This window comes from Rhodococcus sp. ACT016 (assembly GCF_050477185.1).
In the GTDB taxonomy this organism is placed as follows: Bacteria; Actinomycetota; Actinomycetes; order Mycobacteriales; family Mycobacteriaceae; genus Prescottella.
In genome coordinates this window covers 1,393,944-1,419,446 of the sequence record NZ_JBEAET010000001.1, presented here as the reverse complement: position 1 = coordinate 1,419,446, position 25,503 = coordinate 1,393,944, and the positions used below count along the sequence as shown (strand labels likewise).

General features: G+C 68.4%; 23 protein-coding genes. 12 read left to right on the top strand and 11 right to left on the bottom strand.

Features of this window, described 5'->3' with window-relative positions; translation table 11 throughout:
- The first annotated feature begins 50 nt into the window (after positions 1-50).
- From pdhA to ACQ5DX_RS06510, 4 genes are all read left to right on the top strand, one after another.
- Positions 51-1,148 carry a pyruvate dehydrogenase (acetyl-transferring) E1 component subunit alpha gene (pdhA, locus tag ACQ5DX_RS06525; protein WP_430331856.1) on the top strand — a complete coding sequence of 366 codons (1,098 nt, stop codon included), beginning with the start codon at positions 51-53 and terminating at the stop codon, positions 1,146-1,148.
- Positions 1,145-2,143 carry an alpha-ketoacid dehydrogenase subunit beta gene (locus ACQ5DX_RS06520; RefSeq protein WP_430331855.1) on the top strand — a complete coding sequence of 333 codons (999 nt, stop codon included), beginning with the start codon at positions 1,145-1,147 and terminating at the stop codon, positions 2,141-2,143. Before pdhA ends, ACQ5DX_RS06520 begins: the two co-directional genes overlap by 4 nt.
- A complete protein-coding gene (locus tag ACQ5DX_RS06515; RefSeq protein WP_430331854.1) occupies positions 2,140-3,372 on the top strand; it encodes a dihydrolipoamide acetyltransferase family protein in 1,233 nt (410 codons plus the stop codon). Before ACQ5DX_RS06520 ends, ACQ5DX_RS06515 begins: the two co-directional genes overlap by 4 nt.
- A 176-nt stretch (positions 3,373-3,548) precedes the next feature.
- Positions 3,549-4,667, top strand: coding sequence for an MFS transporter (locus ACQ5DX_RS06510; protein WP_430335563.1), 1,119 nt, complete (start codon positions 3,549-3,551; stop codon positions 4,665-4,667).
- Between the two features lie 85 nt (positions 4,668-4,752).
- On the opposite strand, the gene ACQ5DX_RS06505 is transcribed toward ACQ5DX_RS06510, so the two are convergent.
- From ACQ5DX_RS06505 to ACQ5DX_RS06495, 3 genes are read right to left on the bottom strand one after another with little or no spacing between them, the layout of a single operon-like run.
- Positions 4,753-6,177 carry an NAD(P)(+) transhydrogenase (Re/Si-specific) subunit beta gene (locus ACQ5DX_RS06505; protein ID WP_430331853.1) on the bottom strand — a complete coding sequence of 475 codons (1,425 nt, stop codon included), beginning with the start codon at positions 6,175-6,177 and terminating at the stop codon, positions 4,753-4,755.
- Positions 6,177-6,509, bottom strand: a complete 333-nt coding sequence (locus ACQ5DX_RS06500; RefSeq protein ID WP_430331852.1) for an NAD(P) transhydrogenase subunit alpha — start codon at positions 6,507-6,509, stop codon at positions 6,177-6,179. Before ACQ5DX_RS06500 ends, ACQ5DX_RS06505 begins: the two co-directional genes overlap by 1 nt.
- Positions 6,509-7,597, bottom strand: coding sequence for a Re/Si-specific NAD(P)(+) transhydrogenase subunit alpha (locus ACQ5DX_RS06495; protein ID WP_430335562.1), 1,089 nt, complete (start codon positions 7,595-7,597; stop codon positions 6,509-6,511). Before ACQ5DX_RS06495 ends, ACQ5DX_RS06500 begins: the two co-directional genes overlap by 1 nt.
- A 296-nt stretch (positions 7,598-7,893) precedes the next feature.
- Between ACQ5DX_RS06495 and ACQ5DX_RS06490 the strand changes: the two genes are divergently transcribed.
- Positions 7,894-8,268, top strand: a complete 375-nt coding sequence (locus ACQ5DX_RS06490) for a DUF488 domain-containing protein (RefSeq protein ID WP_430331851.1) — start codon at positions 7,894-7,896, stop codon at positions 8,266-8,268.
- Positions 8,269-8,271: 3 nt separating this feature from the next.
- Here the strand turns inward: ACQ5DX_RS06490 and ACQ5DX_RS06485 are convergent, their stop codons facing one another.
- Positions 8,272-9,810, bottom strand: a complete 1,539-nt coding sequence (locus ACQ5DX_RS06485) for an AMP-binding protein (RefSeq protein WP_430331850.1) — start codon at positions 9,808-9,810, stop codon at positions 8,272-8,274.
- A 194-nt stretch (positions 9,811-10,004) separates the two neighbouring features.
- Here ACQ5DX_RS06485 and ACQ5DX_RS06480 point away from each other — a divergent pair, with 194 nt between their 5' ends.
- From ACQ5DX_RS06480 to ACQ5DX_RS06470, 3 genes are read left to right on the top strand one after another with little or no spacing between them, the layout of a single operon-like run.
- Complete coding sequence (locus tag ACQ5DX_RS06480) at positions 10,005-10,703, top strand: DsbA family protein (protein WP_430335561.1); 699 nt, start codon at positions 10,005-10,007, stop codon at positions 10,701-10,703.
- A complete protein-coding gene (locus tag ACQ5DX_RS06475; protein WP_430331849.1) occupies positions 10,700-11,521 on the top strand; it encodes a maleylpyruvate isomerase family mycothiol-dependent enzyme in 822 nt (273 codons plus the stop codon). The genes ACQ5DX_RS06480 and ACQ5DX_RS06475 overlap by 4 nt, the downstream gene beginning before the upstream one ends.
- A gap of 6 nt (positions 11,522-11,527) precedes the next feature.
- Positions 11,528-12,199: a Type 1 glutamine amidotransferase-like domain-containing protein gene (locus tag ACQ5DX_RS06470; protein WP_430331848.1), complete on the top strand. Its 672-nt coding sequence runs from the start codon at positions 11,528-11,530 to the stop codon at positions 12,197-12,199.
- On the opposite strand, the gene ACQ5DX_RS06465 is transcribed toward ACQ5DX_RS06470, so the two are convergent.
- From ACQ5DX_RS06465 to ACQ5DX_RS06455, 3 genes are all read right to left on the bottom strand, one after another.
- On the bottom strand, positions 12,157-12,522 hold the full coding sequence (locus ACQ5DX_RS06465; protein ID WP_430331847.1) for a hypothetical protein: 366 nt from the start codon (positions 12,520-12,522) through the stop codon (positions 12,157-12,159). The genes ACQ5DX_RS06470 and ACQ5DX_RS06465 overlap by 43 nt on opposite strands.
- 378 nt (positions 12,523-12,900) lie before the next feature.
- On the bottom strand, positions 12,901-14,154 hold the full coding sequence (gene fmdA, locus ACQ5DX_RS06460; protein WP_430331846.1) for a formamidase: 1,254 nt from the start codon (positions 14,152-14,154) through the stop codon (positions 12,901-12,903).
- Positions 14,155-14,190: 36 nt separating this feature from the next.
- Complete coding sequence (locus ACQ5DX_RS06455) at positions 14,191-14,502, bottom strand: FmdB family zinc ribbon protein (protein WP_430331845.1); 312 nt, start codon at positions 14,500-14,502, stop codon at positions 14,191-14,193.
- A 176-nt stretch (positions 14,503-14,678) separates the two neighbouring features.
- On the opposite strand from ACQ5DX_RS06455, the gene ACQ5DX_RS06450 reads away from it, so the two are divergent.
- From ACQ5DX_RS06450 to ACQ5DX_RS06440, 3 genes are read left to right on the top strand one after another with little or no spacing between them, the layout of a single operon-like run.
- On the top strand, positions 14,679-16,169 hold the full coding sequence (locus tag ACQ5DX_RS06450; protein WP_430331844.1) for a wax ester/triacylglycerol synthase domain-containing protein: 1,491 nt from the start codon (positions 14,679-14,681) through the stop codon (positions 16,167-16,169).
- Positions 16,166-18,469, top strand: a complete 2,304-nt coding sequence (locus tag ACQ5DX_RS06445) for a glycerol-3-phosphate 1-O-acyltransferase (protein ID WP_430331843.1) — start codon at positions 16,166-16,168, stop codon at positions 18,467-18,469. Before ACQ5DX_RS06450 ends, ACQ5DX_RS06445 begins: the two co-directional genes overlap by 4 nt.
- Positions 18,466-19,905 (top strand): HAD-IB family hydrolase, encoded by a 1,440-nt coding sequence (locus tag ACQ5DX_RS06440; RefSeq protein ID WP_430331842.1) that lies wholly within the window; start codon positions 18,466-18,468, stop codon positions 19,903-19,905. Before ACQ5DX_RS06445 ends, ACQ5DX_RS06440 begins: the two co-directional genes overlap by 4 nt.
- A gap of 7 nt (positions 19,906-19,912) precedes the next feature.
- On the opposite strand, the gene ACQ5DX_RS06435 is transcribed toward ACQ5DX_RS06440, so the two are convergent.
- From ACQ5DX_RS06435 to ACQ5DX_RS06420, 4 genes are all read right to left on the bottom strand, one after another.
- On the bottom strand, positions 19,913-21,430 hold the full coding sequence (locus tag ACQ5DX_RS06435; RefSeq protein WP_430331841.1) for a hypothetical protein: 1,518 nt from the start codon (positions 21,428-21,430) through the stop codon (positions 19,913-19,915).
- Positions 21,431-21,523: 93 nt separating this feature from the next.
- Positions 21,524-21,919: a hypothetical protein gene (locus ACQ5DX_RS06430; RefSeq protein ID WP_430331840.1), complete on the bottom strand. Its 396-nt coding sequence runs from the start codon at positions 21,917-21,919 to the stop codon at positions 21,524-21,526.
- 20 nt (positions 21,920-21,939) lie between these two features.
- Complete coding sequence (locus ACQ5DX_RS06425; RefSeq protein WP_430331839.1) at positions 21,940-22,464, bottom strand: DUF3558 domain-containing protein; 525 nt, start codon at positions 22,462-22,464, stop codon at positions 21,940-21,942.
- A gap of 116 nt (positions 22,465-22,580) precedes the next feature.
- On the bottom strand, positions 22,581-23,321 hold the full coding sequence (locus ACQ5DX_RS06420) for a DUF429 domain-containing protein (protein WP_430331838.1): 741 nt from the start codon (positions 23,319-23,321) through the stop codon (positions 22,581-22,583).
- A 274-nt stretch (positions 23,322-23,595) separates the two neighbouring features.
- On the opposite strand from ACQ5DX_RS06420, the gene ACQ5DX_RS06415 reads away from it, so the two are divergent.
- A complete protein-coding gene (locus tag ACQ5DX_RS06415) occupies positions 23,596-25,476 on the top strand; it encodes a DNA/RNA helicase domain-containing protein (RefSeq protein WP_430331837.1) in 1,881 nt (626 codons plus the stop codon).
- Positions 25,477-25,503 lie beyond the last annotated feature (27 nt).

Below are 25,503 nucleotides of genomic sequence, written 5' to 3'. Positions count from 1 at the left end.
GCGATCGCTCACGAGGCAGGCGCCGGATCCGAAGCCAGCGAGGTGACCCGATGGCCGACAAGATCGACTTTCCGGTGCAGCTCGTCCAACCCGACGGACGACGCGTACACCGACCCGACTACGCCACGCTGGTGTCCGACGTGGGCCCCGCCGAACTCCGGGACCTCTACGAGGACATGGTGGTGGCGCGGCGCATCGACACCGAAGCGACGGCACTGCAGCGGCAGGGCCAGCTGGGCATCTGGGCCCCGCTGCTCGGGCAGGAGGCCGCGCAGGTGGGTTCGGTGCGAGCACTGAACCCGGACGACTACATCTTCACCAGCTACCGCGAGCACGCCGTCGCGTACTGCCGCGGCGTCGATCCCGCCGTGATGACCCGCATGTGGCGCGGATGCGCGTACTCGGGCTGGGATCCGGCGGCGGTCAACATGACCAACCCGGCGATCGTCGTCGGGTCGCAGGGGCTGCACGCGACCGGATACGCCCTCGGCGTGCATCTCGACGGCGCCGAGATCGCCACGCTCGTCTATTTCGGCGACGGCGCGACCAGCCAGGGCGACATGTCCGAGGCGCTCGGGTTCGCAATGAGTTTCAACGCCCCCGTCGTCTTCTTCTGCCAGAACAACCAGTGGGCCATCAGCGAACCCGTGCACCTGCAGAGCCCCAGCCCGATCGCCCGACGCGCCGCCGGATTCGGCATGCCGGCCGTCCAGGTCGACGGCAACGACGTCCTCGCGGTGCTGGCGGTGACCCGCCAGGCCGCCCGACACGTCCGCGAGGGCGCCGGCCCGTCGTTCGTGGAGGCGATCACGTACCGGATGGGCCCGCACACCACCGCCGACGACCCGACCCGGTACCGGACGGCGGCCGAGAACGAGGTGTGGCTGGCGCGCGACCCCATCGACCGGATGCGCCGACTCCTGGTCCGCGAGGGACTGTTCGACGACGCCTTCGCCCAGCGGGTCGCGGACCGCGCCGACGACGTCGGCTCCCGGCTGCGGGCGGGCGCCCTCGAGGCCGCCGACCCGGGCCCGGACGAGCTGTTCGAGCACGTCTACGCCACCGCTCATCCCCTGATCGACGAGGAACGCGCCGCCTACCGGGCATACCTCGACAACCTGACCGCCGGTGAGGAGGCCCTGTCATGACCGCTTCCGCCGGTGCCGGGACCACGATGACGCTCGGCGCCGCCCTCAACGCGGGGCTGCGACGAGCCCTCGAGGACGACCCCAAGGTGGTGCTGATGGGCGAGGACATCGGCAAGCTCGGCGGCGTCTTCCGCATCACCGACACGCTGCAGAAGGACTTCGGTCCGGCCCGCGTGATCGACACCCCGCTCGCCGAATCCGGGATCGTCGGTACCGCCTTCGGGTTGGCGTTGCGCGGCTACCGGCCGGTGTGCGAGATCCAGTTCGACGGGTTCGTCTACCCCGCGTTCGATCAGATCGTCTCGCAGGTCGCGAAGATCCACTACCGGACCCGCGGGCACGTGACGGCACCGTTGACGATTCGCATCCCGTACGGCGGTGGGATCGGCGCGGTCGAGCACCACTCGGAGTCGCCGGAGGCCTACTTCGCGCACACCGCCGGTCTGCGGGTGGTCGCCCCGAGCACTCCGGCCGACGCGTTCGCGATGATCCGGCAGGCGATCGCCCTCGACGATCCGGTCGTCTTCCTCGAACCCAAGCGGCGCTACTGGGACCGCGGCGCGGTGGACGTCGACGCACCGCCCGAACTGCCGCTCGACCGGGCGCGGATCGCCCGTACCGGGACCGACGCCACCGTCGTCGCGTACGGATCGATGGTGCCGACCGCGCTGCAGGCCGCCGAGATCGCCGGCACCGAGGGCACGTCGCTCGAGGTGGTCGACCTGCGGTCGCTGTCCCCCATCGACTTCGACACCGTCGAGGAGTCGGTCCGTCGCACCGGACGGCTCGTCGTCGCGCACGAGGCCCCGGTGTTCGCCGGTCTCGGCGCGGAGATCGCGGCGCGTATCTCGCAGCGCTGCTTCTACCGGCTGGAGGCCCCCGTCCAGCGGGTCGGCGGATTCGACGTCCCGTACCCGCCGGCGAAGCTCGAGAAGTACCACGTCCCCGACGCCGACCGGATCCTCGGCGCTGTCGACGAGGTGCTGGCGGCGTGAGCGACGTCGAGGAGTTCCGGCTGCCCGATCTCGGCGAGGGGCTGACCGAGGCCGAGCTGGTGTCGTGGGCGGTGGCCGTCGGCGACACCGTCGCGCTCAACCAGGTGATCGCGGAGGTCGAGACCGCGAAGGCACTGGTGGAGTTGCCGTCGCCGTTCGCGGGTGTGGTGCGGGAGCTGCTGGCGCGGCCGGGCGACACCGTGCCCGTCGGTACCGCACTGATCCGGATCGAGTCGACGCGGGCCGGTGGCGCCGAGTCGCACGGCGGGCCGACGGCCGACTCGGTCCTCGTCGGCTACGGGCCTTCGACCCCGACCCCGAGCCGGCGCCGGCGTGCGGTCGCCGATCGGGCCCGATCGCCGGAAGCCGGCGTCGACGCCGTCCCCGCCGCCCGACGCGCCGCACGGGAACTCGGGATCGAGCTGGCCACTCTCACCGGTACCGGACGGGGCGGCGCGATCACCGTCGACGACGTCCGGCGCGCGCAACCGGCGCCCACCCCCGCGGCCGCGGCGTCCGAGGATGGGCGCGAGTCCCGTGCACCGATCCGCAGCGTGCGCCGACAGACCGCGGCGGCGATGGTGTCCAGCGCCTTCACCGCCCCGCACGTCACGGAGTTCCTGACCGTCGACGTCACCGAGACCGTGCAGCTGCTGGCACGCCTGCGCGCCGCGACGGCGTTCGCGAACCTGCACCTGACGCCGCTGACGCTGGTCGCGAAAGCGCTGCTGCTGACGCTGCGTGCGTATCCCGCGCTGAACTCGTCGTGGTCGGAAGACACGCAGGAGATCGTCACGAAGCACTACGTCAACCTGGGAATCGCGACCGCGACCGACCGCGGTCTGGTGGTGCCGAACGTCAGGGACGCCGAGACGCTGCCGCTCCCCGACCTGTGTCGCGCGATCGGCGACCTCACCGACACCGCCCGATCCGGCCGCGCGACGCCCGAGGATCTGACCGGCGGGACGATCACCATCACGAACGTCGGGGTGTACGGCATCGACACCGGCACCCCGATCCTCAACCCCGGCGAGGCGGCGATCGTTGCGCTCGGCGCAATCAACCGGCGGCCCTGGGTGGTGGGCGTAGACATCGTGGCCCGGGACGTGACGACGCTGAGCGTGACCGTCGACCACCGCCTGGTCGACGGTGAACAGGCGTCGAAGTTCCTCGCCGATCTCGGGGCGATGCTCACCGACCCGGTGCCGGCGCTGCTCGCCCGACTCTGACGCGTACCCAACTGAAGGGTCCCGCCGGACGCTCCCCGCGCGAAGGGACCCTTCAGCTCGTCCGAGAGTTCGGTACAAAGGGGGACGTGCAGACCCGAACCGAGCAGCCGACGCATCTCCGCTCCGCGCGGGCCGCCATCTTCGGCGTTTTCGGTATCAACGGGTTCCTGCTCGCGATGTGGGTGGTCCACATCCCCGCGATCGAGGACCGGACGGCCATCGCCCACTCGACCCTCGGATCGCTGCTGCTGCTCCTGGCGATCGGCGCCATCGCGGGCATGCAGCTGTCGGGGCCCCTCGCCGACCGGTACGGCAGTCGACTCCTCGTCGCGCTGAGCGGGACCCTGCTCGCGGTCGCGACGATCGGCCCGGGCCTGGCCTCGACCGCGTGGCAGCTGGGCCTGGCGCTGATGATCTTCGGGTTCGGCAACGGCGCCCTCGACGTGTCGATGAACTCGCAGGCCGTCCTCGTCGAGCAGGCGTACCGCCGACCGATCATGTCGGCGTTCCACGGCATGTTCTCGATCGGCGGTGTCGTCGGCTCCGTCGTCGGGGCGGTGACGATCCGGGCGGGCTGGTCACCGACCACGACGCTTGCCGCGGCGTCCGTGCTCGGGGTCGTGGTGATCGCGGTGTGCACGACACGACTGCTGCCGCCGGCGGCGCACGCCCGCCCCGAGCAACACGAGCGACGACCCCGGGCTCGGTACGCGCCGCGGGTGCTGGCGATGGGCGCGGTCGCGTTCGCGTTGATGCTCGCCGAGGGTGTCGCGAACGACTGGACGACGCTGCAGGTCAAGGAGCACCTGGACGTCTCGGGTTCGATCGCGGCCCTCGCGTTCGGGGCGTTCTCGCTGACGATGACCGTGGGCCGGTTCACCGCGGACCGCGTCAGTTCCACGCTGGGCCCCGTCGCCGTGGTGCGTTACGGGGCGCTGATCGCGGCGGTCGGCATCGGTCTGGTCGTCGTCTCGGGGTGGCTGCCGACGACGCTGCTGGGTTGGGCGCTGTTCGGGCTCGGGCTGTCGGGGTGTGTGCCGCAGATCTTCACCGCCGCGGGCAACCTCGGCACCGGCGCGGCGGGCGCCAACATGTCCCGCGTGGTGGGAATGGGGTACATCGGGTTTCTCGTCGGCCCCGCCACCATCGGGTGGCTGACGCACCTGGTGCCGCTCACCGTCGCGATGGTCGTGCCGCTCGTCTGCGTTCTCGTCGCGGCCCGGTTCGCCGGTGTGGTGCACCCGCCCCACAGAACGGTGGCTGTGACGGCGGAAGGGACCCTTCCCACGCGGTGAGCGTGGGAAGGGTCCCTTCGTCCGGCGGGTGGAGGGGGGTCGCCCGTCGGGTGCCGTTCTCGTGTTCCGGGATGCGCCGGGGGGCCTACAGGGCCTTGAGCTCCTCGGTGACCTCGGAAACCATCTTCTTGGCGTCGCCGAACAGCATCGAGGTCTGGTCCGCGGTGAACAGCGGGTTGTCGATGCCGGCGTAGCCCGACGACATCGAGCGCTTGAGCACGATGACCGACTTGGACTGATCGACGTTGAGGATCGGCATGCCGTAGATCGGCGAGCTCGAGTCCTCACGGGCGGCCGGGTTGGTGACGTCGTTGGCGCCGATGACGACGGTGACATCGGTGCGCGAGAACTCGCCGTTGATGTCGTCCATCTCCTTCATCGCGTCGTACGCGACGTCGGCCTCGGCGAGCAGGACGTTCATGTGGCCGGGCATGCGGCCGGCGACCGGGTGGATCGCGTACTTGACCTCGACGCCCTTCTCCTCGAGCAGGGCCGCCATCTCCTTGACCGCGTGCTGGGCCTGCGCGACGGCGAGACCGTAGCCGGGGACGACGATGACCTGGTTGGCGTACGCCATCTGGATCGCCGCATCCGACGCCGACGTGGCCTTGACGGTGCCACCCGCTGCGCTGGCGCCCGCGCCGCCGGCGTCGCCGCCGCCGAACGAGCCGAAGATGATCGCGGGGATCGAGCGGTTCATGGCCTTGGCCATCAGGTTGGTCAGGATCGAGCCCGACGCGCCGACGATCATGCCTGCGACGATCATCGCCTGGTTGTTGAGCGCCAGACCCGCGGCCGCGGCCGACAGACCGGTGAGCGCGTTGAGCAGCGAGATGACGACGGGCATGTCGGCGCCGCCGATCGGCAGCACGACGAACAGACCCATGACACCGGCGGCGATGAGGAGGCCGACGATCAGCCACGGCGACTGCGGGTCGCCGTCGGCGCCGAGACCGATGTAGACGGCCAGGCCGACCGACACGACGGCGAGGATCATGTTCGCGAACTGGAACAGCTTGGCCGAGGCGACGACCTTCTTCTCGAAGTTCTTGTTCAGCAGCTCCTGCAGCTTCGCGAACGCCACCAGCGAGCCCCAGAACGAGACCGAACCGATGATCGCCGCGAACAGCGAGCCGACGATGAACGGTGCCGAGGGGACCGCGTCGACGGCGGTGAAGCCGTCCGAGTTCAGGAACTCCGCCCACGCGATGAGCGCGACGGTGCCGCCGCCGACACCGTTGAACAGTGCAACCAGCTGCGGCATCGCGGTCATCTTGGTGCGCAGCGCCGGCGGGACGCCGAGGATGATGCCGACGGCGAGACCGCCGATGATCAACAGCCAGTTGTCGGTGTCGCGGACATCGATCAGCACGGCGACGACGGCGACGAACATGCCGACGGCGGCGATGTAGTTACCGCGCACCGCGGTCTTCGGGCCGGTCAGACCCGACAGACCGTAGATGAACATCGCGAACGCGACGATGTAGAGGATCGTGACGAGGTAACTCATCAGGCGTCAGCCCCCTTCTTCTCGACAGCCTTGGGGGCGTCCTTCTTAGGCTTGAACATCGCGAGCATGCGGTCGGTGACCACGAAACCACCGACGACGTTCAGGGTGCCGAACACCAGCGCGACGAACAGAATGACCTTGATCGACCACGGCGCGTCGCCGGGCAGGTGCCCGAGGACGACCAGCGCGCCGAGCACCACGATGCCGTGGATGGCGTTGGTGCCCGACATCAGCGGCGTGTGCAGCGTGTTCGGCACCTTGGAGATCACGGCGAAGCCCACGAACCCGGCCAGGACCAGGATCGCGATGTTCGCCAACAGTTCGGTGTACATCAGGAGTTCTCCTTCGAGCGGGTCACGCACGCGCCGTCGAGGATCTCGTCGGAGAAGTCCGGGGCCAGGGCACCGTTCTCGTCGAGCATCAACTCGAGCAGGGCAGCGACGTTCTTGGAGTACAGCTCGGACGCGTGCTCGGGCATGGTGGCCGGCAGGTTCAGCGGGCTGCAGATCGTCACGCCGTGCTTGACGGCGGTCTGACCGGGTTCGGTGAGCTCGCAGTTGCCACCGGTCTCACCGGCGAGGTCGACGATCACGCTGCCGGGCTTCATGCCCTCCACGGCGGCGGCGGTCACCAGACGCGGCGCGGGACGGCCCGGCACCAGCGCGGTGGTGATGACGATGTCGAAGCCCTTGATGGCGTTCTCGAGGGCCTGCTGCTGCTGGGCGCGCTCGGCGTCGGTCAGCTCGCGGGCGTAACCGCCCTCACCGGCGGCGTCGATGCCGAGGTCGAGCCACTGGGCGCCGACCGAGCGGACCTGGTCGGCCACCTCCGGACGGACGTCGTAGCCGGTGGTGCGGCCACCGAGGCGCTTGGCCGTGGCCAGGGCCTGCAGGCCGGCGACACCCACACCGAGCACGAGCACGGTCGCGGGCTTCACGGTGCCGGCCGCGGTGGTCAGCATCGGGAAGAAGCGCGTGGACTCCGACGCGGCCACCAGGACGGCCTTGTAGCCGGCGACGTTCGCCTGCGACGACAGCGCGTCCATCACCTGGGCACGCGAGATACGCGGGATCGCCTCGACGGCGAACGCGCTCACTCCTGCGGCGGTGAGGGCACCGATCTGGTTGTCGGCGTTGCGCGGCGCCAGGAAGCCGATCAACGTCTGCCCCGAGCGGAGCTTGGCGACCTCGTCGTCCGACGGCGGCGCGACCTTGACGACCGCATCGGCCGCCCAGGCGTCGCCGATCGTGGCACCGGCCTCCTTGTACAGCTCGTCCGGAATCAACGCACCCAGCCCGGCACCGGGCTCGACGACGACGTCGACCCCCTTGGCGGCCAGTGACGCCACGACCTTGGGCACCAGAGCCACCCGTCGCTCGCCGTCGCTCGTTTCCCGAACGACACCGACCGACGGGCGCACCTGTGCCACGCTCTTCGATGTATCCAATGTCTCGACTTCCTGCGGTAGATGAAGTGCCTGCCGCGACGGGCGGCAACTATCGAGCGATCGACGGACGATGACCCGGCCGATGCAAGTGGTCCACGATGGTAGCCAGAACTACCGTGAGCAAGGGAACAGACGCAAGTCGTGGAAGCTGTCTGAATCGAATCCGAACAGAGGTATACCACCTCGCGAGGCAATTTTTGTGAGGTAGGTCACGATTTCACATAGAAGTAACCTGGCGCCGCGATCGGCCCAAGACAAGGAGGCGGGAGATGCCCGCGAAGGCCATCGAAATCGAACGCGTGTACGACCATCCGAGCGCAGAACCGGGTTTCCGGGTCTTCGTCGACAGGCTGTGGCCGCGCGGATTGCGCAAGGATTCGTTCCACTACGACGACTGGGCGAAGGATCTCGCGCCGTCGACCGAATTGCGTAAGTGGTACAGCCACGACGTAGCAGAATTCGCCGAGTTTCGCTCCCGCTATCTCGCTGAGTTGGAATCTCCGGACGGTCGCAGCGCTGTCGAACGTGTACTGACGCTCGCGCAGGACCGCCCGCTGGTCCTGCTGACCGCCACCAAGGACGTCGAGCACAGCCAGGCGGCGGTGCTGCGGGAGTTCCTGCTGGAGCTCGAGAAGTCCGACTGATCATCACGCGACGACGTAACGCGCACGCAGCGCGTGCTTGACCAACTTGCCGGTGGGGGTGCGCGGAAGTTCGTCGACGAAGTCGATCGACCGCGGCGCCTTGTAGTGGGCGACCCGGTCCCGGACGTAGTCGAGCAGTTCCCGTTCCACGTCGGCGTTCCCCGTCACACCGTCCACCAGCTGGACGACGGCCTTGACCTCCTCCCCCATCTCGTCGTGCGGAATCCCGATGACCGCGACGTCGTACACCTTGGGATGCACCGTGAGGACGTTCTCCGATTCCTGGGGATAGATGTTGACGCCGCCGGAGATGATCGTGAACGCCGCCCGATCGGTGAGATAGAGGAAGCGGTCGCCGTCGATGTAGCCGATGTCGCCGCTCGTCGTCCAGGTCGGGTGATCGGGATGCTGCGCGGCCGCAGTCTTGACCGGATCGTTGTGATACTCGAACGGCACCTCGTCCCGCTCCCAGTACACGGTGCCGATCTCGCCGATCGGCCGTTCGCGCCCCGCCTCGTCGCAGATGCGGACCACCCCGAGTACGCCGTCACGGCCGACCGAACCGGGATGCGCCAGCGCCTGCGGGCTGTCGATGAACGTCGCCCCCGAGCCCTCGGTCGAGGCGTAGTACTCGTGGATCACCGGCCCCCACCAGTCGATCATCGCGCGCTTGACCTCGACCGGGCACGGGGCCGCAGCGTGGATGGCCACCCGCATGCTCGACACGTCGTAGCGGTCGCGAACCTCCGTGGGCAGCTTGAGCATTCGCACGAACATCGTGGGCACCCACTGACTGTGGGTGACCCGGTAGCGCTGGATCAGCTCGAGCGCCTCGGCCGGTTCGAACCGGTCCATCACGATCACCGTTCCGCCGACCGAGTTGATCGTGCCGCAGAAGCGAAGCGGCGCAGCGTGATACAGCGGTGCCGGGCACAGGTAGACGGTGCCGGCATCGAAGCCGTACATCGGCGCGAAGACCGCGGTGTAGGGGTCCACGGTCTCCTGGACCTGCCCCTCCGGGAGTCGCGGTTTGATCCCCTTGGGCCGGCCGGTGGTGCCCGACGAGTACAGCATGTCCTGCCCGCGGGGCTGGGACTCGAGCGGATCACCCGACTGTGCCGCGAGCGCGGCGTCGTAGTCGTCGTATCCGTCGACCGCTCCACCGAACACCAGCCGGTGACGCACCTTCGGGAGTTCGTCGCGTGCGACCGGGAGCGCACCGGCCGCATCCGCAGACACGACGAGCACGGACGCCTCGCAGTCGTCGACGACGTACGCAGCCTCGGCCGGAGTGAGATGCCAGTTGACGGCCGTGATGTAAAGGCCGGATCGCAGCGCCGCCCAGTACACCTCCAGCACCCGCAGGTCGTTGCCGGCGACGACGGCCACGTGGTCGCCAGGTCGCAGTCCCACCGAGTGCAGGTAGCGGGCCAGCCGGAGTGAGCGGTCGTCCAGCTGCCGATAGGTGAGCTGCTCGCCCGTGGCGGGTCGGATGACCGCGGGCTTGTCGGGTGTGGACGCGACGAAGTTTCCGGGAAACACAGCGGCTCCTCATGTGAACGGCGATTCGCACGATCGGTCTGCGTCGATGGTCCACCTCGCCGGCACGATTCGGGGTGGTTTCGACCGAATCGCTCGGAATCCGACTCGCCGCGACGTTTCCGCGCCGAGTCGTCGCTCCGGAGCACGATCGGTCATAGAGTGACAAGGTGACCACGGACGCGAGCGCCGAGCCGATCACGTCGGTCGATTTCCATTTCGACCCGATGTGTCCGTTCGCGTTCCACGCGTCGCGGTGGATCCGGCACGTGCGGGCCGAGACGTCCATCGACATCGCGTGGCGATTCTTCAGCCTCGAGGAGATCAACCGGCGCGACGACCAGAAGCACCCGTGGGAGCGCGAGTGGTCGTACGGGTGGTCGCTGATGCGGATCGGCGCGCTGCTGCGCCGCGAGAGCATGGATCTGCTGGACCGCTGGTACTTCGCGACCGGTCACCTGTTGCACGTCGACGGCGGCAAACCGCACGACCCGGACGTCGCCCGCGGGTTGCTCGAGCGCCTCGGCCTCGACCCCGCGCTGCTCGACGCCGCACTCGCGGACCCCACCACCCACGACGACGTCCGCGCGGACCACGACCGTGTGGTCGCGGCGGGCGGGTTCGGCGTCCCCACGCTGTTCGTCGCCGGCACGGCCTTCTTCGGTCCGGTGCTGGTCGACCCGCCGGAAGGCGAGTCGGCGGTGCGGTTGTGGAACCTGGTGACCGAGATGCTCGAGTTTCCCCGCGTGTACGAGATCCAGCGGGTCAAGGGACCGGCGGACGCGGAAGCGATCGGGACGGCACTCGAACCGTATGTGCGAGGCCGTGATTGGCAGAGCATCGACCGAGGCGAGGTCGTCGACCTCCCGGTAGCGGAAACGGAGAGCGATTCATGAGCGAGTTCCCCCAGGGCATGCTGGTCGACGCCCTGTCCGAGCAGTGGGCGGCGCTCGACGACGTGCTGTCCACCGTCGAGGGCGATGCGTGGCTCACGCCGACGGCGCTGCCCGGCTGGACCGTGCGCGACATCGTCTCGCACATCATCGGGACCGAGTCGATGCTGTCGGGCCTCAAACCGCCGAAGACCGCGATCGACGTCCACGGACTCCTCCACGTGCGCAACGAGATCGGCGCCTTCAACGAGCGCTGGGTCGAGGGTCTGCGAGCCCACACCGGGCAGCAGACACTCACGATGTTCCGCGAGATCACCTCCACCCGACTCGAGGTGCTCACGGCGATGACCCAGGCAGACTTCGACGCCACCGCCGTCACCCCGGCCGGACCGGCGACGTACGGCCGCTTCATGCGCATCCGCCTGTTCGACTGCTGGATCCACGAGCACGACATCCGCGATGCGCTCGACGCCCCCGCCGGCGACGAGGGCGGCAGTCGTGGAAACCTCGCGTTCGCGGAGATCGAGGGCGCACTCGGTTTCATCGTCGGCAAGCTCGGGCACGCGCCCGACGGCGCCCGGGTGACCTTCGAGCTGTCCGGCCCGCTGGCCCGCACCCTCCACGTCGAGGTGGACGGCCGAGCCGCGGTGGTCCCGCAGCTATCCGGACCGGCCACGTCGACCATCGCGATGGACTCTCGCCTGTTCACGCGGCTGGCCTGCGGGCGCACGACGGCGGCCGAGCACGAAGCGGAGTTCGAGCTCGGCGGGGACACCGAAGTGGGACGCCGAATCGTCGACAACCTCGCGTACACCATCTGACCGCACGTGCGACTCTTCCTGGCGTCGTACCGCTTCGGCGCGCACGTCGACCGATTCGTGGATCTGGTCGGTGGACCCGGCCCGATTTCGGTGATCGCGAACGCCGCGGACGCGTGGCCGCCCCGGGCCCGGGAGTCGGCAGTGGTCAGCGACGTGGTGCCGCTGCGTCGGCTCGGGTTCTCACCGACGGAGGTGGACCTGCGCAACTTCGTCGGCCGTCCCGACCGGTTGACCGACGCGCTGTCGGGGTTCCGTTCGGTGTGGGTGCGGGGAGGCAACACGTTCGTGCTGCGAGCGCAGCTGGCCCGCTGCGGCGGCGACGAGGTGCTGCGCCGGTTGCTCGGCACGGACGAGTTGGCGTACGCCGGCTACAGCGCCGGCGCGTGCGTCATGGCGCCGTCGCTGGTCGGCATCGACAGCGCCGACGACCCGGGGGAAGTGACACCGGTGTGTGGGATCCGGCCACGATGGGACGGACTCGGTCTGGTCGACTTCGCGATCGTGCCGCACTGCCCGACTACCGACGCGGACATGCGCGATCCGGGGCCGGACATGGCGAACCCCGGCGACGAATCGGCCCGAATGATCGAGGCCTGCCGCGGCGCCGGGGTTCCCTACAGATGTTTGACCGATGATCAGGCGATCGTGGTGGACGCCGACGCGACCACGTTGCTGTAACCGCCGACCGCAACCTCGACGCGCTCGAGCGGCTCGGTCCGGTCGAGTGCCGCCCACGTCATCTCGCAACGCTTGACCGTCATCTCGTCGGCCTCGGACAGCAGGGTGGCGAGCAGCGACCTGGGGTCGCGATGCCACGCGGCATCGATGCGCTCGACCTGTGAGTTCGTGAAGAGTCCCGAGCCGGCGACGGCCGACACCCACTCGCCCACGTCACCGCTGTGAATGCGGTCGAGCGAGTCGTAGTCGACCCCACCGTCCATGAATTCGTAGGCGAACATAGCCGCCACGTAGTCCTCGATGCAGCTCGACGAAGCGCTCACGACTCCGCGCCCCTTTCTCCCCGACGGCCCTTACCTCGTTCTGACGGACATCACGTTCCGGGCGACAAGGATGTTGATGGTGGTGGCATCGCGTAACGCTTCGATTGCGTTGAGCGATTGGGATCGACGCTAACGCGACGAAACATGGGCGCGTTACTGTTTGATCATCACGATTAGATAACGAAACCTGGCGTTCGCTTAATGTCCGATCCCAGGAAACCTGCGACAAAACAATTCGACTCGAGTCCATTCGGAAGACGACAGAAAGCTGCACTGCGCTGCTAATATCCGCGCGCGCGGCGGACGGCACCGAGGGCCTCGCACCTCCGCGCGGAGGAAACGATCAGTCGGTGCCGCCCAGCCGAGAAGGTCGCCCGATCAGCGCGCCGAGTGCGGCGCCCCGATGCCCGGATCGATCTGCACGGGGCCTGCCGCGGACGGTGCGAGCGGGAAGTCGAAGATCGCGGTCGGCAGGTACACCGTCGCGCACGAGTTCGGGATGTCCACGACGCCGGACAGTCGACCCTCGATCGGCGCGGCGCCGAGCAGCAGGTACGCCTGCTCCGGGCTGTAGCCGAACTTCGTGAGGTACTCGATCGCGTGCAGGCACGCGCGCTGGTACGCGAGATGCGAGTCCAGGTAGCGCTGTTCGCCGTCGAGGGTCACCGAGGTTCCCGAGAAGGCGAGCCACTCCGAGTACTGCGGATCGGTGTTGCCGGGCATGAAGATCGCGTTCTCGGCAACGCCGTAGGTCTCCATGCCGCCCTTGATCAGGTCGACGCGCAGGTCGATGAATCCGCCCATCTCGATGGCGCCGCAGAAGGTGATCTCGCCGTCGCCCTGGGAGAAGTGCAGGTCGCCCACCGACAGGTTCGCGCCGTCGACGAACACCGGGTAGAAGACGCGACTGCCCTTGGTGAGGTTCTTGATGTCCTGGTTGCCGCCGTTCTCCCGCGGCGGCGCGGTGCGCGCGGCCTCTGCGGCAACGCGGTCGAAGTCGGCGCCGGCGAGCGTGCCGAGGATCGCGTCGCGTGGTTCCGGCGGCAGCGCGAGCGGCGGGACGCGATCGGGGTCGGTCGCGATCAGCGCGGCCTCGCGGGTGTTCCACCTGCCGAGCAGCGCGTGCGAGGGCGCCGTCCCCATCAGTCCCGGATGCACGATGCCGGTGAACTTCACGTGCGGCACGTGCCGCGACGTCGCGGTCTGCCCGGAGAAGTCCCAGACCGCCTTGTACGCGTCGGGGAACTGTTCGGTGAGGAATCCGCCGCCGTTGTCGCGCGGGAAGATGCCGGTGTAGCCCCAGCCCTGGCCGGCGAGCGGGCCGGAGTCCTCCTGCGGGATCGGCCCGATGTCGAGGATGTCGACGATCAGCAGGTCGCCGGGCCGGGCGCCCTCGACCGCGAACGGCCCGGACAGGGTGTGCACGGTCGTGAGCGGCGCGTTCAGGATGTCGTCGGCCGAGTCGTCGTTGTGGATCGCGCCGTCGAACCATTCGCGGCAGTGCACCCGGAACGAGTCGCCGGGCTTGACGGTCACCGCGGCCGGGATGTCGGGGTGCCACCGGTTGTGGCCGATCTTCTCCTGCTCGGTGAACTTCTTGCGGGAATCCAACGGGAACAGCAACTCGGGCATGCGGGGCTCCTCACTTTCACGGGCGGGGCGATTTACTCAGGGGCGGGGCAACTTTCGGTGCAGCGGGTTGGTGGTGACCGTCTGGGCGGTGCGCGGCGCGCCCGGCCGGGTGCCGGTCACGACCGCCGGCTCGCTCGCCGACCGCGCGGTCGCGTCGAGCAGGCGCATCGGCGTCGACGAACCGTGGCCGAGGCGCGGTGCGGTGATCTGTCGCCGCGACTCGGACGCGCACTCGGGGCAGTCGACGGTGTCGGGGACGGTCGCCATCGAGTACGTGCGGTCGAAGGCACCGCACCGATCGCACCGGAACTGGTAGAGGGGAATGACCACGTCCTTTCGCCGGGGCAAGGATCGAAGTCCCTCAGACGGTATCCGAGACCCGGCCGCACCGCGCGCGACACGAGTTGTCCGCAACGTCCGAACCCGTGAAGCGCTGAATTCTGTGACGCGTCCACGCGTACGGGTCCACACTTGAGGCAACACCCCAGAGCGATCTCGTCACCGCGGATCCGAGGAGCGTGCGTATGACCGACGGGCAACCCTTCATCCCTCCGAGCGCAGTGGATGTCGACCTGTCCGCGGTCGGGTGGGGCCTGAGCCGGACCATGTCGGACTTCGAGACCGGCATGTGGCGGATGGAGGAGGTCCGGCCGGAGCTGCGCACGCCGATCGTCGCCGTCGACGTCCTCGATCAGGCTCCCGACTGGGATCGGCTGGTGCGCGCCCACGAGTGGGCGTCGCACATCGTGCCCCGCATCCGGATGCGCGCGGTGGAACCGGCGTTCGGCCTGGGCAACCCGATCTGGTCGGTGGACCCCGAGTTCGATCTGGACTACCACCTGCGGCGGGTGCGCCTGCCTGAGCCGGCCGATCTCGATCACGCGCTGCGCCTGTGCCGTCACCTGGCCACCGAGCCGTTCGACAAGGCCCGCCCGCCGTGGATGGCGATGCTCATCGAGGGCCTCGACGACGGCCGCGCGGTGTACGTGGTCAAGACGCACCACAGCATGGCCGACGGGATGGGCGGCATCCAGTTGATGACGCTGCTACACAGCCGCCGCCCCGAGCCGACCCCCGACAAGCCCGATCGCGAGCCCGCACCGCCCGAGCACCTGAACGACCTCTCGGCGCTAGGCCGCGAGGTGATCACCGAGGCGCGGCGGACCCCGAACCGGATCGCGGGCTTGGTGTCGGGGTCGGTGCGGTTGGCGCTCGACGTGGTCCGGCGGCCGCTGGAGGCGACCGGCGAGGTCCTCGACTACGCGAACTCACTGCGCCGGGTGATCCAGCCGCCCCCGGCGACCGGGTCTCCCCTGCTCCGAAACCGCGGCCTCGGCCGCTGGTTCGGAGTGCTCGAGGTGGGCCTGCACGAGCTGCGGATCGCGGCGCACGCCGCCGGCGGGTCGGTCAACGACGCGTACGTCGCCGCGCTGCTCGGCGGGTATCGGCGGTACCACGAGCAGATGGGTGTGCCGATCGACAAGGTCCCGATGGGCATGCCGATCAACATGCGGGCGCCGTCGGACAAGACGGGCGGCAACCGGTTCGCCGCGGTGCGGTTCGCCGGCCCGGCCACCGAGGCGAATCCGGCGATCCGCGTCCGGAAGGTGCGGGCGATCGTCCTGGCGCTGCGCGAGGAGCCGGCGGTCGACATCGTCGAGGCGGCGTCGCCGCTGCTGGTGCGGCTGCCGACACGGCTGCTGGCCGAGTGGTATCTGACCCAGTCGAAGGGCCTGGACCTGCAGGCGTCGAACGTGGCCGGTGTCCCCGTCCCGGTGTACCTGGCCGGCGCGCGGATCGAGCGGGTGTTCCCGTTCGCGCCGGCGCCCGGGTGCGCGGTGATGGCGACGATGGTCTCGCATGTGGGGACGTGCTGCATCGGCGTCAACCTCGACACCGCAGCGGTCACCGAGCCGGCGCTGTTCATGCGCTGCCTGCAGGAGGGGCTCGACGAGGTGGTGGCGCTCGGCGGCGCCCAGGACGGGACGGCAGGTTCGGAAGGAGTCCAGCGATGACCGATGCGGACCACCACACACAGATCTATCTCACCGAGCCGATGACCGACACCGAGGACCGGGTGCTGCGGACGTGGCTGAAGCGGCGCGAGGCCGAATCCGGGGAGCGCACCGTCACGGTCGCGACCACCGATCAGGGGCTGACCTCGCTGTCGCAGCGCGACGACGATCCCGAGCTGACGCCGGTGCGGGTGGTGTGGATGCCCGACACCGGCAACGGCCATCGGGGCCATCAGCTGCGTGACGCCCTGTCGGCGCGTGATCCGCTGCACCTCGGGGCCAATGCGCAACGCCGGGTGTTGCGGGACGATCCCATCCGGTGCCGGGTCATCGAGGGCGACGGGGCGACGCTCAACGAGTTGCGGGACCGCTTGGCGGAGCGGGGCGGCGGGTCGCTTCCCGACTTCATCCGCCGCCAGGCCGCGCTGACCCTGGAACGGGCCGAACGCCGGCTGTTGGGCACCCAGTACAAGGTGTCGCGGTTCGTGGTCGAGGAGATCACCGACACCGGCCGGTTCACGGCCGGGGTCAGGAAGCTCGCCGCCCAGCTCAACCTGACCGTGGCCGACGTCGAGCGGCGGGCCCGCGCCGACCTCGACGAGATGGTGGCCGCGCAGAGCCGGCGGGCGATCGCGCTGTGGGATCAGCTGGGCCGCTATTTCTCCCGCGCCTACCGGCTCGACGTGGACACCACCCGCTTCGAGGAGTTGCGCGAACTCAACCGTGAGCACTCGCTCGTGTTCCTGCCCAGTCACCGGTCCTATCTCGATCCGTTGGTCCTGCGTCCGGCTCTGCTCGCGAACGACCTACCGCTCAACCACGTGATGGGCGGGATCAACGTCGACTTCTGGCCGATCGGCCCGATCAGCAAACGGTCCGGCATGGTGTTCATCCGCCGCAAGTTCGGCAGCGACGAGATCTACAAGTGGACGCTGCGCGAATACATGCGGTTCCTGCTGAACAAGCGGTTCAACCTCGAGTGGTACATCGAAGGCGGGCGGTCGCGCACCGGCAAGCTGCGCCCGCCGCGGTACGGGCTGCTGACCTATCTCGCGCAGGCGTTCCAGGAGAGCGACGCCTCCGACGTCTACCTCGTTCCGGTCTCGCTGGTGTACGACCAGCTGTACGAGGTCAACGCGATGGCCGCCGAGGCCCACGGCGCGCCGAAGCGCAAGGAGAGCCTCCGGTGGCTCGTCGGATACGTCCGGGCGCAGGGGCAGCGCCGCGGCGTCGCGCACGTCTCGGTCGGACGTCCTCTGTCTCTGCGGAATTCACTGACGCAGGAGGACGATCTGCGGCTGGCGATCCAGAAAACCGGCATCGAGGTCAGCCACCGCATCAACGAGGTCACACCGATCACGGCGTCGTCGCTCGTGATGCTCGCGTTCCTCGGGATCGAGGACCGCGCGCTCACGGTGCCCGAACTCAGCTTCATCCTCGGGCCGATGGTCGACTACATCACGGCGCGTAAGCTGCCGACCGCCGGGGACGTGGACCTGACGAACCCCCAGGTGATTCGCAAGGCCCTGCTCACCCACGTCGACGCCGGGGTGTTGCGCAGGTTCGACGAGGGCAACGAGCGCGTCTACTACCTGGCCAAGGATCAGGGCCTGGTGGCAGCGTTCTACCGCAACAACATGATTCATTTCCTGTTGGTCCGCGCGATCGCCGAGATGGTGATGGTGGCGGCGATCGACGAGAAGTTCGCCGACCCGCTCAGCGACGGTTGGCGGGAGGCGCTGCGCATCCGGGATCTGCTCAAGTTCGAGTTCTTCTTCAGCGACAAGAACACCTTCCGCGGGGAGTTGCGTGCCGAGCTGAGCCTGGTCGACCCGACGTGGGAGGAGGATCTGAGCAATCCGGAGGACGTGCAGAAGATCCTGGTCCAGGTCCGCCCCTACTTCGCGCACCGCGTGTTCCAACCGTACCTGGAGGCGTACGAGGTGATGGCCGATCACCTGCTCGACGTCCCGGCGGGCAGGGATTTCGACGAGAAGACCTTCGTCTCGGAGTGCCTCGCGCTGGCCCAGCAACGGCGGCTGCGGCAGCAGGTCGCCAGCAGCGAGTCGATCTCGTCGGAACTGTTCAGCACCGCACTGCGATTGGCGCGCAACCGCGATCTTGTCGAGTCCGACGACCTGTCGGTTCTCGATCGACGCCGCGAGTTCGCCGACGAGATCCGGACGCTGGTCCGGCGCGTGCGGAAGATCCGCAGCCTGGCGCACGCCAAGCTCGACGAGGTGAAGGGCCCCGACTCGGTCGCCGAGCCGCCGAAGGGGACCACGGGGCCGGGCCGATGAACCGATTGAGGGATCTGCACGCCGCGATCGCCGCCGCCCCGCCGGGCCCGACGACGCTGGCCGCGTTCGACCTGGACGGCACCCTCATCACCGGATACACCGCAACCGTCGTGTACCGGGATCGGCTGCGCCGCTTCGATATCAGCCTCGCCGAGCTGTTGCGCACCACCGGGGCCGCGTTCGACACCCAGTTCCGGGGCGCCGACGTCGGACGGTTGATGGAGATCGCGGTCACCGGGCTGGCCGGCCGGAGCGAGGACGAGTTGTGGGAGTGGAGTCAGCGACTGTTCCGCCAGGAGGTCGCGTCGATGATCTACCCGGACGTGCGCCGGCTGCTCGACGCGCACCGCCGCGCCGGGCATCGGATCGTGATGGCGACCTCGGCGACGACGTATCAGGCGCAGTACGTGGCCGATGATCTCGGCATCGACGACATCCTGTGCAGCCGGCCGAAGGTGGTCGACGGGCTGCTGACCGGCGAGCTGACCGGACCGGCGCTGTGGGGCCCGGCGAAGGCGAAGGCGCTGCGGGCGTTCGCCGATGAGGTGGATGTTCCGCTGTCGGAGGCGTTCGCGTATTCCAATGGTGTCGAGGATGTGCCGATGCTGGAGTCGGTCGGTCGCCCGGTGGCGCTCAATCCGGATCGGCGGCTGGCGCAGATCGCGCACGACGAGGGTTGGCTGTCGGTGAATCTGCGCAAGCCCGAGCGCGGGGCGACACCGATCGCGACCGCGCGGACCGGGGCGGCGTTGAGTGCGCTGATCGCCACGACGGGTGCGGCCGTGACGGCCGGTGTGCTGTCGGGGAATCGGAGGACGGCGGCCAACATGGTGGGGTCGTTCGGCCCCGATCTGGCGTTGACGATCTGCGGGATCGACGTGCAGATCACCGGCGAGGACAACGCGTGGAGCGACCGTCCGGCGGTGTTCATGTTCAACCACCAGAGTTCGCTGGACATGCTGGTGGTGGGCAAGGTGATTCGACGCGATGTGACCGGTGTCGCGAAGAAGGAGGCGGCGCACGATCCGCGGTTCGCGGCCGTCGGGGCGCTGCTGGACGTGGCGTACGTGGACCGGTCGGACAGTGCGCAGGCCCGGGCGGCATTGGCGCCGGCGATCGAGAAGCTGAAGAGCGGAACATCGATCGCGATCGCCCCGGAGGGAACCCGCTCCCCCACACCCCGGTTGGGGCGGTTCAAGAAGGGCGGATTCCACATGGCGATGCAGGCGCAGGTGCCGATCGTGCCGATCGTCATCCACAACGCCGGGGACCTGATGTGGCGCAACTCGTTCGTCGCCCATCCCGGCACCGTCTACGTCGACGTGCTCGAGCCGATCAGCACCGAGGGCTGGACGGTCGACGACCTCGATAAGCACATCGCGGAGGTGCGGGAGCGGTTCGACGACGTGCTGCGGGCGGGGCCGGTGAAGGCGTAGGCCCCGTTCAGCTTCCGATGACGGGCGGCGCCGCGAGCGGCAGTTTGCCGATGAGTTCGTTGCCGTTGTCGACGTTGACGAGGTAGCCGGGCGTCTTGTGTTCGTCGTCGTCCTCGCCGCGGCCGCGGGCTCCCGCTCCGGGCATCATGCCCGAGCCGCCGGGTGCGCCGGGTCGGCCGGATCCCGCCGAAACCCCACCGGCTCCGGCACCCGGTCCCGACGCGGCCGACAGCGACGTGCCGCCCCCGCCGCTCAGTCCCCCGCGGCTGCCGAGCCCGCCACCGAGACTGCCGCTGCCGACTCCACCGGGGGTGAGGCCGCCGCCGGCCGAGCCTCCCGAGGTTCCCGTGTATCCGGCGCCCGGTCCGTGCGTGCCCGAGTTGTAGCCGGCTCCACCCGAGCCGAGCGGGCCGATGCCGGACTGCCCGAGGCGCGAACCGTCGACGGCGGTCATTCCGGCCGGGACCGTCCACGCCGACGCCGGGTTCGTCTGCGCATCAACAACGTTCGGGTCGGCGCCTGCGTTCGGTCCACCGAGGGCGTTCGGTCCGACGCCTGTTTCGGGAGCGATGAAGGTTCCGGGGCCGAACGTGTCTGCGCCGGGGTTGTTTCCGGCGCCTGGCGCGCCGCCCGGCAGCCCGCTGTTCGGTGCGGGCGATCCGGAGTTCGGCGCGTGGAAGGGCGTGTAGCCGTTCGGTGCGCCTCCTGTAGGAGCACCTGTCGTGGCGGGGTTGACCACCGGGGGGGCGTTGACGACCTGCGGCGGCGCAGGCAGTTTCGGGACCTTGGTGTCGGCCTGCTGCATCACCGGGGTGTAGACGGTCCGCATGATCTGGACGGCTTCTTGGTGGGCCTCGTCCTGCTCGTGGAGCAGGCTCTTGAGCAACCCGACCGATGGCAGGGCCCGGTCGATGAGGGTCCCGACGATCGAGCGTTCGCCGACGGGCGGCAGGGTGGCTTTCACCTGGTCGATCGCGGTGGCGGCTTCCCCGATCTTGCTGCCGACGAGCTTGCCGGCGGCGGCGAGTCGCGCCGAGTCCTGCGCGTAGTTCGAGGTCGCTTCGGTCGCCTTGTCCGCGGCGATCCCCTTCCAGGTGTCGTCTTTGATCGTCGACGACATGAAGTCGCGAAAGTCGTTGAGGGACTGCTCGAGCGACTCGCCGATCTTCTTCCAGCCTTCTGCGCTGGCACGGAGCGCCTGCCCGTTCATGGCGTCGACGGCCGCCTTGATCTCCTGGTGCGACATGGCTTCGAACGCTTCTGGGGAGGCGAGGACCGGGTCGTCGAAGTCGTTGCCCACCTGGCTGTACAGCGGGCTCTGGTCTCGGTAGATCTGGTCACGCTCGGCGTTGCCGGCGGCCTGCTCGTCGCGGACACGGTCACGCTCGTTGTAGTCGGTGCCGGTGACAACCTCGACGATGGTGTTCGCCGGGTCGCGGGCGAACTCGACGGCCCCGCGACCCACCTCCACCGCGCCCTGAGCAATCTTCGAAGCCGCGGCCCCGACGAAACTTGGCAAATCCATGTCACATCCCCCACTTGTCGTGCGTGTCGTTCAGGCGACCCAATGCAGGATCCGGGTCCGCGTCACCCCCTGCATGACGCGGACCCGGAAGTCTCAGTTGATCCGCGACCCGACGGCTGTCGTGGCTGCGGTGTTCGCTTCCTCAGCTGCGGCGTAGCGGGCTTCGATCTCGAGGAAGACGTCGCGCATCTGCTCGACCGTCGAAATGTGATCTGCAATGGCTTGATCGAGCGAGTACTCGCCACCAGATGCTTTGCGCTCGAATTTGGCGGTCAGAGCGACACCCGACGGAAGCCGATCGCCAAATCCAAGGACCTTCGTGAGGCTCTCTGCATCGGACCGGATCCACCTCAATTTGTCGGCCATCTCGTCACATCGCATGGCACACTGCTTAGCTACATCTCGATCGACGAAAAGCTCGCCGCTCGCGGCATAGTCAGCCAACTTCCCCCAGCTCAATGGCCCTTCCATGTCAGCCGTTCCCTCCATCCTGCCCCCTCCTGATCCCTCTACACCGGAATGTATGGCGCGAGGACACGGGTGGTCTGGGCCGCGAGAGCACATGGGTCCTCCACTCGCGGCCCACCCCCGAGGTCAGAGATCGACACCAAGACAGCACCTTGACCAGACGCAACCGCGACGTCACACGACTTACGTTCCCGATCAGTCACCTCTCGGTACTGGAACGCATCTCGCCCGCCTAGGTCAACTGGCGTGAATTCGGTGTTCTTCTGGTTCGCTCGAACGTCATCGAGGGTGTAGGTCGTGGCGAAAACGGTCAAGAATGGACCGTTCCCCCTCCACTTGCAAATCTTCCATCCAGGCTGTTCGACACCCATAATGTCGCGTGATGCCGTCGCCGGATCCACACCGGCTGAGCGGAGGGCCTCGTCCGGAATGTCGTCACACGGACTGAACACTGGCTCCCCCGCCGTGCTCCCCTCCGGAGCAGCCTCACCACTCACGTCCCCCGAGCCACACCCGGCCAGTAGCAGCCCAGCGCCGATAAACCCGACCACGGCAGCAACCCGCATCCGGCACTCCTCCCCTCGTTCCAGACCGCTCCACCTAATCAGACGCAAGACCGGCCGGTTCGGTTCCATGCCGGTTCGAACATCGTCATCGCGATAGACCGGCGCAGCTCAGAGCCTCACAGGAGCGTTCCGAGCCCCACATCGGGCAGGTGAATCCAGCCCTCTCGCCTCGCTACGTCCTCATCCGCAGTGTCGGGCAGCCGCGTCCGCCCGAGGGCTGCCGCCCGCGCGATGACGGCCGCCACAACCGCGTCGAACGCGTCGTCCGACGACTCACACGACTCGCGGAAGTCCCTGAAGTCCAATGCCGCGATCGCTGTCGCGAATCCTGCGACCAGGTTCACGAGATTCGAGCGGTTTCCGGAGCCCTTGTAGCCCCGGAACGGCAACCCCCAGCGCTGCAGCGCCGCCGCCGGATACACCTCGACCACGGTGCCGTCGACGCGATCCACGTCGACACCGGCCACCTCCAGTCGCGCCAACAGCCCCGCGCACCGCAGCGCGACATGCGCAATCAGATCCGCCGAGACACTCAGCGGCACGATTCCGGTCGACTCGTGGATGACGCGATCGGTGCGCCGCCGGACCAGCGGCAGGCGCCCGGCACGGCTACCCAGCTCGAGCTCGCGCTGCGGTCGCCGGGAACGGTTCGCGACGACGAAGTCGACAAAGGCGTCCGGCCACCCGAACGGCGCGTCGATCCCGCACTTGTCGGCGCCGCGCACCGCCTCCACCACATGATCGTCGACGGCGCCGAGCCGCAGATCGACCACCCGAGCCGACTCCCCTGCCCAATCCACCGTCGCGACAGCGGTTTTCGTGGGCTCCGCCGCCAGATAGATGCCGACCGTTCTCATAACGTCACGCTAGCCGGACAAACAAGAGCAGCGTAGACAGGTGCGACACGCCGTGCCGCCGCCCGAAGGCACCGAGGGTGGAGGGGTGTGCGTGACTTCCGCAACCAATTTGCCGCTGTCCGCCGCCGTCCGGAGAAGCCCCCTCGGCCACCCCTCGATAGAACCGTGTCGGATATCCTTTCTGGCGCGGCCCGACGGACTTCCGCTGTGATTCACAGCCACGGACATGCCCCCACCCGCACGACTGGATTCGTGCTGCCCGGGGGACCCCACTGTGACTCTGCTTCGTATGTCGGCAAACCGTATTGCTGACATTGCCCGTCCCGATTCGCTTGCGGAGCAGCTGCTGGAACAGATGTTGTTCAAGACTGGCCGGCGGGCCAGCCCGGCGGAGCAGAAGTCGTGGAGCCGAAGCCTGCCCGTACTCGCCCGCGACCTGGTCGATGCGGGTCTCGGCGAAGTCGAGATGCTGGTCGAGTACCATCTGCCGCTCACCTCCCAGCGCGCCGACGTCGTGCTCGCGGGCACGCACCCCAGCACGGGCGCCCCGTCTTACGTGGTGGTCGAACTCAAACAATGGTCTGCCGCCTACCGGTACGAGGGCAACCCGGAACTCGTCGAGGTGCCCGGGATGCCGGGCGGACCGAAGCTGCATCCCGTCGCGCAGGTGAAGGGGTACTGCGACTACCTTGCCGACTTCGCGAGAGCCATCGCCGACCAGCCCGATGCCCTCGCCGGAATGGCGTACCTGCACAACGCAACCGATAATGCGGAGGTCGCGGATCTGCGTTCCTATCCGATGGGGGTGACCGGGCGTCTGTTCACTGGCGCCGACCGCGGCGAGATGCTCTCCTTCCTACGCAGCCGCTTGGGCCCTTCGGCGACGGGCCATTCGCCGGGCGACACTCTCATCCGCAGTGCTGTCGCCCCGTCACAGCAGCTCCTCAAAGTGGCCGCAGCCGAGGTCCGGGACCGCCCGCAGTTTCATCTTCTCGGTAACCAACAGCTTGCGGTCGATCTGGTGCTGCACGCGGTCGAGCATGCCCGATCCGCGGACAACAAACGCGTCATCGTCGTCACGGGCGGCCCGGGCAGCGGCAAGAGCGTCATCGCACTTTCGTTGGTCGGCGAACTCGCCCGACGCGGCCGAACTGTTCTACATGCCACCGGCTCGAGATCCTTCACCCAGACTCTCCGCAAGGTCGCCGGGCATCGAGCGCCTCGTGTGCAGAAGATGTTCAAATACTTCAATCAGTTCATGGCCGCCGAGAAGAACGGCTTGGACGTGCTTATCCTCGACGAGGCGCACCGTATCCGGGATACGTCCGTCGACCGCTACACCCGGGCCGAGCTTCGCACCGACCGGCCGCAGATCGACGAACTGATCGCGGCCGCTCGTGTCCCCGTGCTCCTTCTCGACGAGCACCAGATCGTGCGACCCGGCGAGATGGGCTCGCTCGAACAGATCCAGCGGCACGCCGCGTCGCTGGGCCTCGAAACCCAGCACGTGCATCTGGGCGAACAGTTCCGATGCGGTGGCAGCGAAGAGTACGTGCTCTGGGTCAAACACCTCCTGAGCCTCACCGAGGGCGAGCCTTATCCGTGGAAGGGCGATCCACAGTTCCGCCTCCGTGTCGCCGACACTCCCGAGGAAATGGAACACCTGCTCTCTCAGCAGATCGACCGCGGCTACACGGCGCGCATGACAGCCGGCTACTGCTGGCCGTGGAGTAACGCCAAGGACGACGGCAGCCTCGTTTCCGACGTCACCATCGATACTTGGGCTCGACCGTGGAACAGTAAGAGCGACCGAAGAATCGGCGATGCTCCACCCGCACCGCTGTGGGCGACAGAGGACGGCGGATTCGGTCAGGTCGGCTGCGTGTACACCGCACAGGGGTTCGAATACGACTGGAACGGTGTCATTCTCGGACCCGATCTCGTCTGGCGAAACGGTCGGTTCACAACCGTCCGCTCCGCCAACCGAGATCCCGACATGAAAAACACCGCGAAAGTCAGCGACCTGCGCTTCGACGCTCTCGTCCGCAACGTTTACAAGGTCCTCCTGACCCGCGGAATGGTCGGCACCATCGTCTATTCCACGGACGAGGAAACCCGAACGGCCCTGCGGGAACTGGTTTCCGACCTCAGCTAAGGGCAGGTGCCGCCCTCGACATCAAGA